This is a genomic window from Bordetella muralis (assembly GCF_965139205.1).
Taxonomy (GTDB): domain Bacteria; phylum Pseudomonadota; class Gammaproteobacteria; order Burkholderiales; family Burkholderiaceae_B; genus Bordetella_A; species Bordetella_A muralis.
This window is the reverse complement of sequence record NZ_CBCSIU010000013.1, coordinates 105754-122865: the sequence shown is the minus strand read 5'-3', so window position 1 is coordinate 122865 and position 17112 is coordinate 105754. Positions and strand designations below refer to the sequence as shown.

15 protein-coding genes are annotated in these 17112 nt (G+C 60.3%); 11 read left to right on the top strand and 4 right to left on the bottom strand.

The window, feature by feature from the left end; translation table 11 throughout:
- Window positions 1-95: 95 nt before the first annotated feature.
- A complete protein-coding gene (locus ACNA0I_RS18310; protein WP_415807441.1) occupies window positions 96-2543 on the top strand; it encodes a bifunctional acetate--CoA ligase family protein/GNAT family N-acetyltransferase in 2448 nt (815 codons plus the stop codon).
- A gap of 132 nt (window positions 2544-2675) precedes the next feature.
- On the opposite strand, the gene ACNA0I_RS18305 is transcribed toward ACNA0I_RS18310, so the two are convergent.
- Both ACNA0I_RS18305 and yjgA read right to left on the bottom strand, forming a co-directional pair.
- Window positions 2676-3359, bottom strand: a complete 684-nt coding sequence (locus ACNA0I_RS18305; RefSeq protein WP_415807440.1) for an alpha/beta hydrolase — start codon at window positions 3357-3359, stop codon at window positions 2676-2678.
- Window positions 3360-3443: 84 nt separating this feature from the next.
- Complete coding sequence (yjgA, locus tag ACNA0I_RS18300; RefSeq protein ID WP_415807439.1) at window positions 3444-3995, bottom strand: ribosome biogenesis factor YjgA; 552 nt, start codon at window positions 3993-3995, stop codon at window positions 3444-3446.
- A 71-nt stretch (window positions 3996-4066) separates the two neighbouring features.
- Between yjgA and pmbA the strand changes: the two genes are divergently transcribed.
- The 7 genes from pmbA (at window position 4067) to erpA (ending at window position 10559) form a co-directional block, all read left to right on the top strand.
- Window positions 4067-5434: a metalloprotease PmbA gene (gene pmbA, locus ACNA0I_RS18295; protein WP_415807478.1), complete on the top strand. Its 1368-nt coding sequence runs from the start codon at window positions 4067-4069 to the stop codon at window positions 5432-5434.
- Window positions 5435-5642: 208 nt separating this feature from the next.
- Window positions 5643-6740 (top strand): TRAP transporter substrate-binding protein, encoded by a 1098-nt coding sequence (locus ACNA0I_RS18290; RefSeq protein ID WP_415807437.1) that lies wholly within the window; start codon window positions 5643-5645, stop codon window positions 6738-6740.
- 364 nt (window positions 6741-7104) lie between these two features.
- A complete protein-coding gene (gene rplM / locus ACNA0I_RS18285) occupies window positions 7105-7533 on the top strand; it encodes a 50S ribosomal protein L13 (protein ID WP_094819785.1) in 429 nt (142 codons plus the stop codon).
- 9 nt (window positions 7534-7542) lie between these two features.
- Entirely contained in the window at window positions 7543-7935 is a 393-nt protein-coding gene (gene rpsI, locus ACNA0I_RS18280; RefSeq protein WP_415807436.1) for a 30S ribosomal protein S9, read from the top strand.
- A 249-nt stretch (window positions 7936-8184) separates the two neighbouring features.
- Window positions 8185-9249: an N-acetyl-gamma-glutamyl-phosphate reductase gene (gene argC / locus ACNA0I_RS18275; protein ID WP_415807435.1), complete on the top strand. Its 1065-nt coding sequence runs from the start codon at window positions 8185-8187 to the stop codon at window positions 9247-9249.
- Window positions 9250-9292: 43 nt separating this feature from the next.
- A complete protein-coding gene (locus ACNA0I_RS18270; RefSeq protein WP_415807434.1) occupies window positions 9293-10093 on the top strand; it encodes a DUF6776 family protein in 801 nt (266 codons plus the stop codon).
- Window positions 10094-10190: 97 nt separating this feature from the next.
- Window positions 10191-10559: an iron-sulfur cluster insertion protein ErpA gene (gene erpA, locus ACNA0I_RS18265; RefSeq protein WP_094819788.1), complete on the top strand. Its 369-nt coding sequence runs from the start codon at window positions 10191-10193 to the stop codon at window positions 10557-10559.
- A 72-nt stretch (window positions 10560-10631) separates the two neighbouring features.
- Here erpA and ACNA0I_RS18260 read toward each other — a convergent pair whose 3' ends face one another.
- Together ACNA0I_RS18260 and ACNA0I_RS18255 are read right to left on the bottom strand one after the other, a co-directional pair.
- Window positions 10632-11840, bottom strand: a complete 1209-nt coding sequence (locus ACNA0I_RS18260) for an anhydro-N-acetylmuramic acid kinase (RefSeq protein WP_415807433.1) — start codon at window positions 11838-11840, stop codon at window positions 10632-10634.
- Between the two features lie 24 nt (window positions 11841-11864).
- Window positions 11865-13271 carry a M23 family metallopeptidase gene (locus tag ACNA0I_RS18255; RefSeq protein ID WP_415807477.1) on the bottom strand — a complete coding sequence of 469 codons (1407 nt, stop codon included), beginning with the start codon at window positions 13269-13271 and terminating at the stop codon, window positions 11865-11867.
- A 309-nt stretch (window positions 13272-13580) separates the two neighbouring features.
- Here ACNA0I_RS18255 and tyrS point away from each other — a divergent pair, with 309 nt between their 5' ends.
- The 3 genes from tyrS to glyA all read left to right on the top strand — a co-directional run bounded on the left by tyrS (window position 13581) and on the right by glyA (window position 17098).
- Window positions 13581-14810: a tyrosine--tRNA ligase gene (gene tyrS, locus ACNA0I_RS18250; protein WP_415807432.1), complete on the top strand. Its 1230-nt coding sequence runs from the start codon at window positions 13581-13583 to the stop codon at window positions 14808-14810.
- Between the two features lie 30 nt (window positions 14811-14840).
- On the top strand, window positions 14841-15497 hold the full coding sequence (locus ACNA0I_RS18245) for a YbhB/YbcL family Raf kinase inhibitor-like protein (RefSeq protein ID WP_415807431.1): 657 nt from the start codon (window positions 14841-14843) through the stop codon (window positions 15495-15497).
- Between the two features lie 353 nt (window positions 15498-15850).
- Window positions 15851-17098 carry a serine hydroxymethyltransferase gene (glyA, locus tag ACNA0I_RS18240; RefSeq protein WP_415807430.1) on the top strand — a complete coding sequence of 416 codons (1248 nt, stop codon included), beginning with the start codon at window positions 15851-15853 and terminating at the stop codon, window positions 17096-17098.
- Window positions 17099-17112: the final 14 nt, after the last annotated feature.

The window sequence follows — 17112 nt, the reverse complement described above, 5'->3', positions numbered from 1 at the left end:
GCCGCGACAGGGCGGAAAACATGGAGCGCGATCATGGCGATCACGCGGCCGTCTTGTTACGATGGGCTTATTTTAGAATAGCGCCCGACCTGCCTATGTTGCGACACGCTCTTGCCCCGCTGTTCGACCCCAAATCCCTGGTGATCGTGGCCGACCGGCCCCTGCCTGTGGTCAATACTTTACGGGCCGAATTGCGTGGGAGCACGACCCAGGTCGATGTGCAGGCAGGGCAGGCGCCGGCGATTCCCGAGAGCTGCCGGGGTTTGCCCGCCGGGCAGCGGCCCGATCTGGCGTTGATATGTGTTTCGCCCGCGATATTGCCGGATGTTTTGCGGCGCCTCGCAGCGTTGCAGCCGCGTGCCGCGATTGTGCTGCCCCACGAACTGCCCGATCCCTATCCCGGCGGCACCTTGGCGTTATGCCGCGCATGGGCTGAGCAAACGGGTTGCGCGCTATTGGGGCCTAGGGCCTTTGGATTGCAACGGCCCCATGCCAGCCTGAATTTCAGCCAGCATTCCTTTTTGGCGCGCGCCGGCCGTGTGGCGTTGGTGACGCAATCGCGTTCGATCACCGCCGCTGTCATGGACTGGGCGGACGATGTGCATATCGGCTTTTCCACCGCGATTTCGCTGGGAGACGAGGCTTCAATCCGTCTGGCTCAAGTGCTGGACTTTCTGGCCAGCGACCCCAGGACGGACAGCATCGTGCTGTATCTGGAAGACGTGGGCGTCGCACGTGAGTTCATGAGCGCGCTGCGCTCGGCCGCCAGCGTCAAACCCGTGATTGTGCTCAAGGCCGGCCGTGATGGCCCGCCAGGCAGTGATCCTGCGCTGGATGCCGCGCTGCGACGGGCAGGCGCGGTACGCGTCCGGTATTTTGTGCAGCTGTTCTCGGCCGTCAAGGTGCTGGGTTATACGCGGCGCCCGCGTGGCCGCCGCGTTGCGATCCTGTCCAATGGCAGCGGCCCGCCTCAGTTGGCGCTGGATCTCATCGGCCCGGACACGGCGATGTTGCGCGCCGAGTTGGCTCCTGCCACGCGGCGGGCGTTGACGGAGCTGCTCGAACCCGATGCGGCGACTGCCAATCCTGTCATTACCTATGTGCCCCTGACGCCGGAGCGCATACAGGCTATGCTGGATAGTTTGATCGACGATCAAGGGGTAGACGGCGTGCTGGTGGTGCTGGCGCCCGATGCACTGGCGGATATGCCTGCTGTTGCGCGTCAATTGGCACAGTTTGCACCAAATGCCCGCAAGCCCGTGGTCAGCTGTTTCATGGGCGACGCGGGCATGCGGCCGCTGCGTCGGATGCTCGACGATGTCGGAACCCCAGCCTTTCGCACGCCTGAGTCTGCCGCCGATGCTTTTGGCGTACTCTCCACGCACTACTACAACCAACAATTACTGCTGCAAACGCTGCCGCCCGAGCCGCCTAGCCGCTTGCCGGACGTGAGCAAGGCGCGCCTTGTGCTGGAAGGCGTTCGCGCAGCGGGCCGCCTGGATTTGTCTGTGTCCGAGTGCCGCGCCGTGTTGGATGCCTTCTATGTCCCTCTGCGTGATGTGCCTGCGGGCGTGCTGCCGGGTGAGCCCGAGTCGCGGCCCATGGCCATTCGCGTGCGGCGTGACCCAAATTTCGGGCCCATCATCCAGTTCGGTGCAGGCGGTCCCGACGCATTGCTATCAGCGGGCTCCGATAGAGGCCGGGATTTGCCGCCGCTCAATGGCTTTTTGGCGCGCCAACTGATCGAACGCAGCCGTACATGGCAGCGCGTGCTCGCCTCGCAGATCAGCAGCGCTGCTGCCGAAGCCTTGCAGCACACACTGGTTCAGGTGTCCGAGGCCATTTCCGAGTTGCCCGCCATCGAGTCGTTGGATATCGATCCGCTGTACGCGGGTGAATCGCAATTGCGCGCTGCTGGACTGCGCATCACCCTATGCGCCGAGCCTGCCTGCGCCACGCCGCAAGCCAGCGGTTATCCGCATATGGCGATTCATCCCTATCCTGCGCGCTTGGTGCGTCACCGCGAATTCGATGACGGGACAGAATGGATGATCCGTCCCATTCGTCCCGAAGACGGGCAGACCTTGCAGGATTTCATCCGTGGCCTGTCAGAGCGTTCGCGCTATATGCGTTTTGTGTCCATGATGCGCGAACTCACGCCGCGCATGGTGGCGCGATACACGCAAATCGATTACCACCGCGAGCTGGCGTTGGTGGCGACCACCTATGTCCCGAATCCGGCAAACCGGGGGCATCCGCACGAGATCATCATCGGTTTTGCGCATTATTTGCGTAATGCTGATGGGCGCGGCGCCGAGTATGCATTGGTCATCGGTGATGACTGGCAACGCCGGCATCTGGGCGGACAATTGATGCAAGCCCTGATCGACGCGGCCCGTGACCAAGGGCTGGAATATATCGATGGCCTCGTGTTGGCCAATAACCGGCCGATGCTGACGCTGATGACGCGTCTGGGATTTACGAACGATCCGGATCCGGAAGACCCCACCATGCGACGGGTGTGGTTGAGTCTGCTTTCTTGAAATCGAGGGGCAATCCGGACGTTGAATGTCTCGCTGCCCCTCGGCGCACGCCGAAATATCGGCGACGTCCTAGCCGGCCATGAGTAAACCCGAATTGGGTTTTGTCGTACCCGATTTGGGTTTTTCCCTCAATTACGCCGCTGCCAAGACTTCTCGCAAAAACGCCGCGATATCGTTGATTTCCGGGGCGCATACCGAGTGGGGCATCGGGTAGGTATGCCAGCGCACGTCATAGCCTAACGACTGTAATTGCGCCAGCGAGGCCTCGGCACGCGGCAGCGCAACGACAGGGTCAAACGTGCCGTGCGCCAGAAAAATCGGCGTGCCGGCATTGGCGGTGTGACGCTCGGCGGCTGCCGTGTCGAGCAATGGCAGGTAGCCGGACAGGCCGATCATGCCTGCCAGTTTTTCTTCCAATCGCAGCCCTGTATGCAGCGTCATCGCGCAACCTTGCGAGAATCCGGCCAGCACAATGCGCGAGGTCGGGATGCCGCGAGCATTCTCGCGGGCGATCAGCGCCCGTACGGCGGCTTCAGATTGCCGGATGCCTGCTGCGTCCTCTTGGCGCACCAAGTCAGTGACCAGAATGTCGTACCACGACCGCATGGCCATCCCGCCATTGATCGTCACGGGTTGCACCGGTGCATGGGGAAACACAAAGCGCACTGCCGGGCTATCGCCTAATCGGAGTTCAGGCACGATCGGCGCAAAGTCATTACCGTCGGCTCCCAAGCCATGCAGCCATATCACGGCATGAGTCGGGTTGGCGGCGGTCTGCATTTCGATGCAGTCCAACAGGGCAGGGGTAGCAGTCATGGTGGCAGGAAGAAACGAGAGGGCCGAAAACGGTCCGATTTGGCTAATGGGTATTGATTGGCGCCGTGGTCTGGGTCATCAGCGTCAGGCAGACAGGGCTTTCAGGGCTTGGAACAGGGCGCGGTAATGCTTGCGTTGCGGCTCTTGGCCCGGCTGCAGAGTGGCATTGCCTTGCGCTTCTTTGCGTGCCGCGCGTATCGTCGCGCGCAATGCCTGCACATCGGCGCCCGGATGGGCATCGAGTAATTGGGTCAAGGCATCGTCGTTGCTCAGCAGCTTGTCACGCAGCGATTCCAGCCGATGCATGGCGGCAGTTTCTTCGCGCGAACCGTTTTGCCAGACATCGAGCTGCGCACGGATCTCATCGGCGGGCGCATCACGCATCAGCTTGCCCACAAAATGGGTCTGCCGGCGCTTGCCTTCGCGGCTGGTCGTCTTTTGTGCCAGGCGAATTGCCTCGTACAGGCGTTCGGCCAGGGGCAATTGCTTCAGACGGTCGTCAGGCAACTCGATCAATTGTTTGCCCAAATCGAGCAGGGCATGCATTTCGCGCTTGATTTGCGATTTGCTGGGACGGTCGTAACCGTTTTCGTCGAATTCGCCTTCGGCGGTCGAATCAGGGATAGAAGAATTCATGAGGAACGCAATGAGGGAACAGCATCAACGCAGACTTGGCTATGATAACCGTCTCTGCTTACTGGACTGCAATGGTCAATACTTCTACCTCCTCTCTTCCCGTGGCCGCGAACCACGCGCGTTTCAGCGAACTGGTCGAACAAGTCCTGGCGTATGCACGCCAGATCGGCGCCAGTGACGCTGCTGCCGAGATTTCCGAAAGCCTGGGGCTGTCGGTATCGGTGCGTAAAGACGATATCGAAACGGTCGAACAAACCCGCGACCGCTCGCTGGATTTGACGGTGTACGCCGGCCAGAGCCGCGGCTCGGCCTCGACCTCGGATTTTTCCGAGGCCGCGCTGCGCCAGACGGTCGAGGCCGCATGGCACATCGCTCGCCATACGGCAGCCGACCCGGCAGCCGGATTGCCCGATGCCGACCAGTTGGCTACCGATGTACCCGATCTGGCCTTGCACTACCCCTGGCCAGTCACCACGGAGCAGGCCGCCGAACTGGCATTGCGCGCCGAGCGTGCAGCCCGAGCCGTGGATCGCCGCATCACCAATACTGATGGCGCAACCGTAGGCACCTACGAGGGCCAGTTCGTCATGGGTAATACCCGAGGCTTCTTGGGCGGTTACCCGTACTCGCGCCACAGTCTGTCGGTCGCCCCGATCGCCGGGCGTGGCAACAACATGCAGCGCGACTACTGGTATAGCTCGGAACGTGATCCGGCGTTGTTGGCCGCGCCCGAGGCCGTCGGCCGTTACGCGGCCGAGCGCACCCTGTCGCGCCTGTCGGCCAAACGAATTCGCACCGGTAAATTTCCCGTGCTCTTTGAGGCGCCTCTGGCTTTAGGGCTGCTGGGCGCGTTTACGCAGGCAACCAGCGGCGGCGCCTTGTACCGCAAGGCCAGTTTTCTGGTCGATTCCCTGGGCAAACCCATCTTTCCCGACCATATCGACATTGCCGAAGACCCCCACGTGCCTGGCGGCATGGGCAGTTCGCCCTTTGACGACGAGGGCGTGCGCACCCGAGCACGCCGCGTGGTGACAGGCGGCGTGCTGGAGGGCTATTTCCTGTCGACCTACACGGCGCGCAAGCTCGGTATGACGACCACCGGCAATGCGGGTGGTTCGCATAACCTGACCTTGTCCTCGCGCCTGACTTCGGCCGACGATGATTTCGAAGCCATGCTGCGCAAGCTCGGTACCGGGCTGCTGGTGACAGAGCTGATCGGTCAGGGCGTCAATTACGTCACGGGCGATTACTCGCGCGGCGCGTTCGGATACTGGGTGGAAGACGGTCAGATCCAGCATGCGGTCCAGGAAATCACCATCGCCGGCAATTTGGCTGATATGTTCCGTCAGATCGCCGCCGTGGGCGCCGATACGATTGCCCGTGGGACCAAGCGCACCGGTTCGATTCTTATCGAGCAAATGGCGATTGCCGGGGTCTGATTCGCGCGCCGCCAGCCGGTGACTCGCCTTTTTGTCTCTGTAGCAGGCCGGGCTGCCCGCAGTCCGGCCCTGTTGGGCGGGCCAAATCCAAGATTGCCGGCTTGCGGGCTGGTAACCCCTCTTACGGTATAGATATAACAACGTGTAATATCCGCCACATATCGCGTGCGATATCTCATACCAAATTGCTGTCGAGGAGCCAACCTTTATGCAACGTCGTTCGTTTTTGAAACAAGCCGGCCTGGGCGCTGTCGCTGGTAGCGCGGCAGTTGCCGCGCCGGTATTCGCGCAAGACGCACCCAGCCTGAACTGGCGCATGGCGTCCAGCTTCCCGCGCAGCCTGGACGCGCTGTTCGGTACTGGCGACATTTTCTGCAAGTTCGTCAACGAAGCCACCGGCGGCAAATTCAATATCCGTCACTTCCCGGGCGGTGAAATCGTTCCCGCTTTGCAGGTCATGGACGCGGTGTCCAACAACACGATTGAGTGTGGCCATACCGTGTCGTATTACTACTACGGCAAGGACCCGGCGTTCTGCTTTGACGCGGCCGTGCCTTTTGGCCTGAACGCACGTCAGATGAACGCGTGGATGTTCAACGGCGACGGCATGAAGCTGACTCGCGAGATGTTCAAGCCGCACAAAATCGTCAACTTCCCCATGGGCAACACCGGTGTGCAGATGGGGGGCTGGTACCGCAAGGAAATCAAGACCGTCGAAGACCTCAAGGGTCTGAAAATGCGTACCGCCGGGTTCGCGGGCGAAGTCCTCTCGCGTCTGGGCGTGGTGCCGCAGCAACTGGCAGGTGGCGACGTGTATCCGTCGCTCGAAAAAGGCACGCTGGACGCCGTCGAGTTCGTAGGTCCGTACGATGACGAAAAGCTGGGCTTCAACAAGGTCGCAAAGTATTACTACTATCCGGGCTGGTGGGAAGGCGGTCCTCAAGTGTCGCTGTACCTGAACGAAGGCGCCTGGAACAGCTTGCCCAAGAACTACCAAGCCATTGTCGAAGCGGCCAGCCGTGTGGCGCATGTGGCCATGACTTCGCGCTACGACGCCGAAAACCCGGGCGCGCTGCGCCGGCTCATCGCCGCGGGCGCCGAGCTGCGTCCGTTCCCGCGCGCCGTGATGGACGCGTCGTACCAGGCAGCCCAGACGGTGTACAAGGAGTTCAGCGACAAAGACCCGAAATTCAAGGCTTTGTACGACAACTACATGGGCTTCCGTGACAGCGTGGTGCCATGGTTCCGCCTGGCCGAAGGGTCGTACGACCAGTATCTGGGCGTAGCGATGTCGGCTCACAAATAAACAAGCGGTCGGCATGCAACAACGTGGGNGCCTTGTGCGCCNNNCGNNGCCCCCACGTTGCTTTTCGCGCGCTATCGCGCCGGCTCTCGCTGCGTACCAGGAGATGGTGGTGATACCGCAGAAGCCAGGCTTTTCGCCGACGATGGTCGCCGAGTTGCACAATATTTGAGCAATCGTGCTAGAATGATCAGCTTTCCCTTATTCCGGTTGGGTAGCACGGGCGGGTAATAACGCTTAGGCCAGCTGCGGATAGTATCGTCAGGCAGGGTTTTCCAGGCAGATGATGCACCTAGGCACGACGGAATAGGAAAAAAACTCTCATCAGGCTGTTCTGACGAGAAAAATTTACTTTTAGGAACCAATCATGAAGACCTTTGTGGCCAAGCCGCATGAAGTCCAACGTGACTGGTTTGTGATCGACGCCAAGGGCAAAGTCCTGGGTCGTGTGGCCAGCGAAGTCGCACGCCGCCTGCGTGGTAAGCACAAACCTGAATTCACGCCGCACGTTGATACGGGCGATTACATCGTCATCATCAACGCTGCCGACATCGTTGTTACGGGCACCAAGACGCAAGACAAAAAGTACTTCCGTCACACCGGCTATCCCGGTGGTATCCGTGAAACGAACTTCGAGAAACTGCAGCAGCGGTTTCCCGGCCGTGCCATCCAGAAGGCCGTCAAGGGCATGTTGCCCAAGGGTCCGCTGGGCTACGCCATGATCAAGAAACTCAAGGTGTATGCTGGTGCCGAGCACCCGCACACCGCTCAGCAGCCCAAGCCGCTGGATATCTAAGGAAACGCCATGATCGGTAACTGGAACTACGGAACCGGCCGTCGCAAAACCTCGGTGGCTCGTGTTTTCATCAAGAAAGGCTCGGGCAAAATCGTTGTTAACGGCAAGCCCGTCGACGAATTCTTCGCTCGCGAAACTGGCCGCATGATCGTGCGTCAGCCGCTCGAACTCACTAGCCACCTGGAATCGTTCGACATCAAAGTCAACGTGCACGGCGGCGGCGAAACCGGCCAAGCCGGTGCGATTCGTCACGGCATCACCCGCGCTTTGATCGACTACGATGCGGCCCTCAAGCCCGCGCTGTCGCAAGCCGGCTTCGTGACCCGCGATGCCCGTGAAGTCGAACGTAAGAAAGTCGGCTTCCGCAAGGCTCGTCGGCGCAAGCAGTTCAGCAAGCGCTAATCGTCTTGCTTGCCCCGGGTCGCGAAAGCGGCTCTGGTGGCAAAACAAAACGCCCCTGTTTTTACAGGGGCGTTTTGTTTTTTGCGATGCGCGAGCGATTGGGGCGGGGCGCGTCATCGTGTCCCGTGCCTGACCTGTCTTTCACGCTTGCATTCGGCAAGCCGCGTGACGATGAGATGTCGGTATTAAAAATATCGGTATTAAGTTAGCGATACAATTATTTTTCGTCTTACGGAATACCCCCCCACCATGGCCCAAGCATCGAACTCCCGTATCAAGGTTGGCATTGTCGGCGGCACCGGTTATACCGGCGTCGAGTTGCTGCGTCTGTTGTCGCAACATCCTCATGTAGAACTGACCGCCATCACCTCACGCAAAGAAGACGGGCTGCCGGTGGCCGACATGTATCCCAATTTGCGCGGCCGCGTGAATCTGGCGTTTTCCACGTCTGAAAAGGCCAATCTGGCAGATTGCGATGTTGTCTTCTTTGCCACACCGCACGGTGTGGCCATGGCGCAGGCCAAAGAGCTCCTGGCTGCCGGTACTCGTATCATCGATCTGGCTGCAGACTTCCGCCTGCAGGACACCGCCACGTTCGAGCGTTGGTACAAGATGCCGCATGCTTGCCCCGACATCCTGGCTGAGTCCACCTACGGTCTGGTCGAACTCAATCGCACTGCCGTGTCCAAGGCGCGCGTCATCGGTAATCCCGGCTGTTATCCGACGACGGTTTTGCTGGGCTTGGCCCCCTTGATCGAGAACGGCGCCCAACTGGTCGATACCCAAACCCTGATCGCTGATTGCAAATCGGGTGTCTCAGGCGCCGGTCGCAAGGCTGAGGTCGGCTCCTTGTTCTCCGAAGCCAGCGACAATTTCAAAGCCTACGGTGTGGCAGGGCATCGCCATCATCCCGAAATTACCGAGCAACTCGAAAAACTGGCGGGCGGCAAAGTCGGCCTGACGTTCGTGCCGCATCTCGTGCCGATGATCCGCGGCATGTTTTCGACCTTGTATGCGCGTATCCGCCCTGAAGCGCTGGATACGGATTTCCAGGCGCTGTACGAAAAGCGTTACGCCAACGAGGCGTTTATCGATGTGATGCCGGCCGGCAGTTTGCCCGAAACTCGTTCGGTGCGTGCGTCGAACAATCTGCGCATTTCGGTGCAGCGTCCCAATAACGGAGATCTGTTGATTGTGCTGGTGATCCAGGACAATTTGGTCAAGGGCGCATCGGGTCAGGCCGTGCAAAACATGAACCTGATGTTTGGCCTGCCCGAATCCGCCGGCCTCGATCAAGTGGCTATTCTGCCGTAGGGGATTTCTGGCCGGCCCCGACGGGCTGGCCGGATCGGCTTAGATGCAATCGGTTCCTGAATCCACGGCCGGGTCACGTCCCGGCTCTCTCTCGCGATGGCTGTTCGTGCTGAGTGCGCTGGTCGTCGGCTTGGCCATGGGGGCGCTGGCTGGCTATCAGTACGCGCAAAAATCGGTGATGGCGGTTCCCAGTGTCGTCATTACTGCTGAACAAGTCGCAGCACAAGATGCTGCGGTACGGCAAAGCCAGGCAGAGAGCCGTTTCCTGCGGGCCCAGCTCGATACGGCCGATGGCGAAATCGCGGTCGAGCGTGCCGCTCGCCAAGAACTCGAGGCACAGTTGCGCGCCGGGCAGGACGAGCTGGGCCGCGTGCGTGATCGCCTGGCTTTTTTCGAGCAATTATTGCCGCCCGGACCCGAAGGCGCTGTCGATATCCGTGGCGCAGAGGTCCAGCGTGACGGGCAAGGGCTGAGGTATCGTGTGTTGCTCATGCGCAGTGGCCGCAGCGACGCGCCATTCGTGGGCACTTTACGTTTCCAGGCTTCGGGTGTGCTCAAAGGGGACGTCGTTTCTGTCGACTTGGCCCCCATGCAAGTAAAGACCGATACCCCGGAGGGCGACGGCAACGGTGATAATGCCAAGGCCTCGCCTGGCAGCGAACCCAAGCCCTCAGCCGGCGCAGTGGCTGCCACGGGTGGCCTTTTGTCGCTGCAATTCGATCAATATCAGCGCATCGAAGGCGTGCTCGAGCTGCCAGAGGGATTCGTCCCCGAAACCGTAATCATCAGCGTACTCGAGGGATCCACCGTGCGGGCGTCCCGCACTATCAAACTGGCATTTTGAACCCCGGGCATCTCTGCGCTACTATGAGAGTATTGAGGCGGTTCGCCCGTCAACTTTATACGTGATATTGGCCGATTTTTCGGCCAGGAGCTCCACCATGAATGCAGTCACCGAAACCGTCGATCTCCAGGCGCCGCCGACGCCGCTGATTTTCACCGATTCCGCCGCGGCCAAAGTCAAAGACCTGCTGGCCGAAGAAGGCAACCCCGAATTGAAACTGCGCGTTTTTGTGCAGGGCGGCGGCTGTTCCGGTTTCCAGTATGGTTTTACCTTTGACGAGGCCGTCAGCGATGACGATACCGTGCTGGACAAGGATGGCGTGCAATTGCTGGTCGATCCCATGAGCTTCCAGTATCTGGTCGGTGCCGAAATCGACTACAAAGAAGACCTCGAAGGCGCGCAATTCGTCATTCGCAACCCGAACGCCACGACCACCTGCGGCTGCGGTTCGTCGTTCTCGGTATAACACCTGCAAGGCTGGGCGTCGCCCAGCCTGCCTGCTAGTCCGTAGCAGAATTACCCGTAAACTGCCCGCCGCTCAGGCCGGGTACAGCGCGCCCAGCACACGCGGCCCGCGTGCGCCTGTGACCTCAGGCACGCCAGCCGGAATCCGATCTAAAAAGGCTTGTGCCAGCCAGGCAAACGCCATGGCTTCGACCCATTGGGTCGGCACGCCTGCGTTGTCGGTGGGATTGACAGGGCGCTGCAGGCAGATCGCCAATTCGCGCATCAATCCTGCGTTGCGTGCCCCGCCGCCGCATACCAGTACATCGTGGGTAGCGGGGGCTGTCGCCTCTAGCGCATCCGCTACAGTACGAGCCGTAAATCGTTGCAATGTCGCTTGAACGTCCTGCGGGGCGAGTTTTGTTGCGCCCTCGTAATTTTGCAGACGTTCGTCCAGCCACGCTGCGTTGAACAAGTCGCGTCCCGTCGATTTTGGGGGCGGCAGCGCGAGCCAGGGTTCTTCGGCCAATAGGTGTTCGAGCAGGGCTGGCTGCACCTGGCCGCCAGCCGCCCATTGCCCGTCTTTGTCGTACGGCCGGCCGGTATGCCGCTGGCACCAAAGATCCAGCAAAACATTGGCGGGGCCTGTATCAAAGCCGCGTGGCGGCTCGCCAGGCGTCAATAGGGTGAGATTGGCAATGCCGCCCAGATTCAATACGGCCCGCGGGGCGGGCGAGGCAAACACGGCTGCGTGAAAGGGCGGCACCAAGGGGGCACCTTGGCCTCCTGCCGCCACATCCCGGCTGCGGAAATCAGCCACCACGTCGATGCCTGTCAACTCAGCGAGCAAGGCGGGGGCATTGAGTTGCAGCGTAAAGCCCAATTCCGGACGGTGGCGCACGGTTTGCCCGTGCGCACCAATGGCAGCGATGGCGGTAGCGGGTTGATGCGCCTGGTCCAGCAAGGTCTGGACAGTCTCGGCGTATAAGCGCACCAATCCTTGGCTGGCCAGCGCTGCGCGATGCAGCTCGTCGGCGCCGCTCTGGTTCAGCGCCAGCAACTCGCGCCGCAGTTCGGTCGGCATGGGCAATGCCGTGGTTGCCAGGACTTCCACGGCAGGCGCTTGCTCGACGTCTTCGGTGGCGTACGCGGCCGTTGGAGCGTTGCCGGATGCCGATGGAAACGCGCCGGGCGTATGTAAACGCACCAGCACGCCATCGGCGCCATCCAGGCTCGTGCCAGACATCAGGCCAATGAAGAGGCGGCCAGTCGTCAAAGCAGGTTGGCCGCGAAATCGAGACATGGCGTCAGCGAGGCAAGCGCCGGGTCAGCGGCTGGCGACATTCGTGCTGGACTCAGGCAGCGTTTGCTGCAGATGAGTCAACAACGCGAGCTGCTGCTTGTAGGGCTCCGTTGCCGCCTGGAATTTGCGAGCCTCGTCCGGATCGAGCGGGCGAGAAATCGGCAGGTCCGCGGCTAGAGGATCCACAGGCCGGTCGTTAATACGGAACTCGTAATGCAGATGCGGTCCGGTCGCCCAGCCCGTCGAGCCCACGTAGCCGATCAACTGGCCTTGCGACACCTTGGTGCCGACTTTGATGTCAGGGGCGATACGGCTCTGGTGCGCGTACAGGGTCGAATACTCGCCGTAGTGTTTCACGACGACTACGTTACCGTACCCGTTTTGCCATCCGGCAAACTCCACGGTGCCATCGGCCGTGGTATGGATCGGCGTGCCCGAGGGGGCTGCGTAATCCACGCCTTTGTGCCCCGTCCATGTTTTGTGGATGGGATGCATGCGCATGCCAAAGGTCGAACTGATGCGGGAAAATTTCAAAGCGGTGCGTAAAAACGCCCCACGCAGGCTCACGCCATCAAAGCCGTAGTAATTGCCCGATTTTCCATCCGGGCTGAACCACACCGCGTTGTAGGCCTTGCCGTTGTTGATGAACTCTACGGCCAGCAAGCGTCCGGCACCGGCATAGCGGCCCTGATGCGAACGGACCTCATAGACGACACGGAATTGGTCGCCGGGGCGGATATCGCGCAGAAAATCGATTTTGGACCCAAGCACGTCAGCCATCTGCTGCGTGATCGAATCCGGAATGCCAGCCGTATCGGTCGCACCGAACAGAGAATTACGAATCGTGCCGACAGCCACGCGCGTCTGCAAGTCCGTACGATCGGTGATCTCGCGGGCGGTATAGGAGTCTGCGGACGGCGTCACCAGCAGCATTTTGGTGGTGACCTGGCCGTCGTCTGCTTCGCCGGGGGTGTGGATGTACCGCAACCACACCAGATTGCCCTCATTGTCCGTCGCAGCCTGCACCGAGCGTCCGGGGTACAGTTTGTAAATGCTGCGGGCACTGGGCGCCTGCGTCAGAAAACGTTGCAAGCCCGGTGCGTCAATCTCGAGACGCTGCAGGACCGACGCCAGCGTATCGCCGGCACGGATACGCGTTTCGCTGACAAACGGTGCATTGCTGTCATCGCTGCTGACGCTGAGTTGATTCGCGGTCAGGGGCAAAACGCTTTGAATCTGACGCGACAGGGGTAATTGAGTGCGGTCGGGTTGTTGGACCATGCCCAACGCGGCGGCGCCAGCAAATAAACCTATAGTGCTGACCAGTAACGTGCGGCGTAGCCAGCCAGCACGACGGGGCGACTCGGGGCGAGACAGGGCGGCCGTGCTGCCAACGGAGCGATCAGCCGGGCTGTGAGGGCCACGATCTATCAAAGTAAAGCCTTTCTTTCAGGGGGGTGTAAGTCCCCAGGATGCCGGTACGCCAGCACAGCATCACCCAGCGCATCTGCGATACGCAACGGGAGCCGCCTCTGGCAGGCATCTTGTGAACAACAGGGATTAGCCGGGTCGCAACGGCAATGACGCCATAATGGCTGCAGTTGCGTATGATTAGCGTCGTATCCTAGCTGATTCGGCTAGAATTTTCGACTGATTTCCCAATCACGTTGACAGTTTTTACACGTTTTTTGCAATTTTCGGCTCTTTCTTAGCCTTTTATCGCCGCATCCGGCCCCAGATATGTCTCAACCCGAAGCCCCCATTACCCCTGAAGTCGAAGCCGACCTGCGCGTCGCCAAGCGCGGTTGCGACGAGTTGCTCGTCGAATCGGAGTTCGCCCGCAAGCTGGCCAAGAGCCGCGCGACCGGCGTACCGCTGCGTATCAAATTGGGGTTGGATCCCACCGCGCCCGACATCCATCTCGGTCACACCGTGGTGCTGAACAAGATGCGGCAATTGCAGGACCTGGGGCACAACGTCATTTTTCTCATCGGTGATTTCACGTCCACCATTGGTGATCCCAGCGGCCGCAACTCCACACGCCCACCGTTGACGCGCGAGCAGATCGAAACCAACGCCCAGACCTACTATGCGCAGGCCAGCATGGTGCTGGACCCCACGCGTACTGAAATCCGCTACAACTCCGAGTGGAGCGATCCATTGGGCGCGCGCGGCCTGATCCAATTGGCGTCCCGCTACACGGTCGCACGCATGATGGAGCGCGAAGACTTCACCAAGCGTTTCAAAGGCGGCATTCCCATTGCCGTGCACGAGTTCTTGTACCCCTTGATGCAAGGCTACGACTCCGTCGCGCTGAAGTCCGACCTCGAGCTGGGCGGCACTGACCAGAAATTCAACTTGCTGGTCGGCCGCGAGTTGCAGAAAGAGTACGGGCAGGCGCCTCAGTGCGTGCTGACCATGCCGCTGCTCGAAGGCACCGACGGTGTCGAAAAAATGTCAAAATCCAAGGGTAATTACATCGGCATTTCCGAAACCCCGGATTCCATGTTCGGCAAGCTGATGTCGATCTCCGACACGCTGATGTGGCGTTACTTCGAGTTGCTGTCGTTCCGCTCGCTGGACGATATTGCCGCGCTCAAGGCCGCTACCGACGCTGGCGCCAACCCGCGCGATGCCAAAGTCGCCCTTGCGCAAGAGATCATTACCCGTTTTCATTCGGCCCAAGCCGCCGAAGACGCCTTGGCAAATTTCCAGGCCCGTTTCCGCGACGGCGCGGTGCCCGACGAGATGCCCGAGGTCAATGTGGCTGGCGCTCCGCTGGGGATTCTCAAAGTCTTACGCGAAGCTGGCCTGGTTGCCTCGGGCGCCGAAGCCCAGCGCAATGTCGAGCAAGGCGGTGTCCGTGTCAACGGCGACCGCGTCGAAGACAAATCGTTGCAATTACAGGCCGGGTCTTACGTCATCCAAGTAGGCAAGCGCAAGTTCGCTCGTGTTAATTTGGCTGGGTAGGAAGCGCCTACTGCCTCGCAGGAGTACGACATGAAACTTTCGAGTCTATCTTTTTCCGATAACGAATCGATGCCCGACCGCTACGCTTTCGGCAAGATCGACACCCAGTCGCACGTCATCCTCGCGGACAACTTCAATCCCCAGTTTTCCTGGGGTGAAGTCCCCGACGGCACTCGTTCGTTTGCCCTGATCTGTCACGATCCGGATGTCCCCTCAAAGCCCGACGACGTCAACCAGGAAGGGCGTACCGTGCCGGCGAGCCTGCCCCGCGTGGATTTCTTTCACTGGGTCTTGATCGATCTGGATCCCGAGCTGCGTGAAATCGAAGAAGGCTCCTTTTCCAACGGCATCACCCCGCGTGGCAAGGGAGGCCCCCTGGCTCCTAACGAGGCTCGCCAAGGGATCAACGATTACACGTCATGGTTCGCTGCTGATCGCGATATGAGTGGGGATTACTTCGGCTACGACGGTCCATGCCCGCCGTGGAACGACGAGCTTTTGCATCGCTATGTCTTTACGCTGTACGCCTTGGACGTTCCTAAACTGGACGTGCATGGGAACTTCAACGGCAATGATGTGCTGAAGGCGATGCAAGGTCATATTCTGGCCCAGGATAGCCTGACTGGCGTCTATTCTCTGAACCCGGATCTGGCGCCTAAGCAAATCGGTAGCACTGCTGCGACCTGATGCTGTTTGGGATGTCGGCAGATTCGCCCCTCATCGTTTGTCGCTGAGGGGCGAATTTTTGTCAGTGAGACAGGGATGCGGGGGCCGTGTCTCAAGTTCCTCACGGCGCTGGGAATGGGGCTCGTGCTCGGGCCTTATGGCGCTGACGAGCAGGCGTACCAAACTAAATGAAATCGCCTCATGCTCAACTTGAGGCGATCTGCATGTTGTCCGCGCGTTCCTTGCTTTTGACTGCCTTCTCAGCGAAATTTCCGCAATTTCAAGGTCCTAGCCCCAAACGCCGCGGACCCATCGCGGTAAACTAACGGTCATCCATTACCTCCGTTCCCCTATTTACGCCTCAGGAACCCCCAATGTTCGACCGCAAACTCACCTTGTCCCAGGTAGATCCCGACGTCTGGGCCGCCATCCAGAAAGAAGACGTCCGCCAGGAACAGCACATCGAGCTGATCGCCTCGGAAAACTATGCCAGCCCCGCCGTCATGGAGGCCCAAGGCACTCAGTTGACCAATAAGTACGCGGAAGGCTATCCGGGCAAGCGCTACTACGGTGGTTGCGAATACGTCGACATCGTCGAACAACTGGCCATTGACCGCTTGAAGCAGATCTTCGGCGCCGAGGCGGCTAACGTGCAGCCCAACTCGGGTTCCCAGGCCAATCAGGGCGTCTACATGGCCGTGCTCAAGCCGGGCGACACCGTGCTGGGTATGAGTCTGGCCGAAGGCGGTCACCTGACGCACGGTGCCTCTGTCAACGCCTCTGGCAAGCTGTATAACTTCATTTCGTATGGCCTGGATGCCAACGAAGTGCTGGACTACGAACAAGTCGAAAAGCTCGCCAAAGAACACAAGCCCAAGTTGATCGTCGCTGGTGCGTCGGCCTATGCTTTGCGCATCGATTTCGAACGTATGGCACGCATCGCGCACGAGAACGGCGCGCTCCTGATGGTCGACATCGCCCACTATGCTGGCCTGGTCGCTGGTGGCGTATACCCGAATCCGTTCCCGCATGCTGATTTCGTGACTTCCACCACGCACAAATCCCTGCGTGGCCCGCGTGGCGGCGTCATCATGATGAAGGCCGAGTACGAAAAGATCATCAACTCGGCGATTTTCCCCGGCATTCAAGGCGGCCCGCTGATGCACGTCATCGCTGCCAAGGCCGTGGCTTTCAAAGAAGCTCTCTCGCCTGAGTTCAAACAGTACGCCGAGCAAGTCGCCAAGAACGCCAAAGTGCTGGCTGAGACCCTTGTCAAGCGTGGGTTGCGCATCGTGTCCGGCCGCACCGAAAGCCACGTCATGCTGGTCGACCTGCGTCCCAAGGGCATTACCGGCAAAGAAGCCGAGGCCGTGTTGGGCCAGGCCCACATCACCGTCAACAAAAACGCCATCCCCAACGATCCGGAAAAACCTTTCGTGACCAGCGGTATCCGTCTGGGCACCCCGGCCATGACCACGCGTGGTTTTACCGAAGCCGACGCCGAACTCACGGCCAACCTGATCGCTGACGTGCTGGATAACCCGCGCGACGAGGCCAACATCGCTGCCGTGCGCGCTCGTGTGAACGAGTTGACGGCTCGCCTGCCGGTCTACGGTCGTTAAGCCTTCGATGCAGG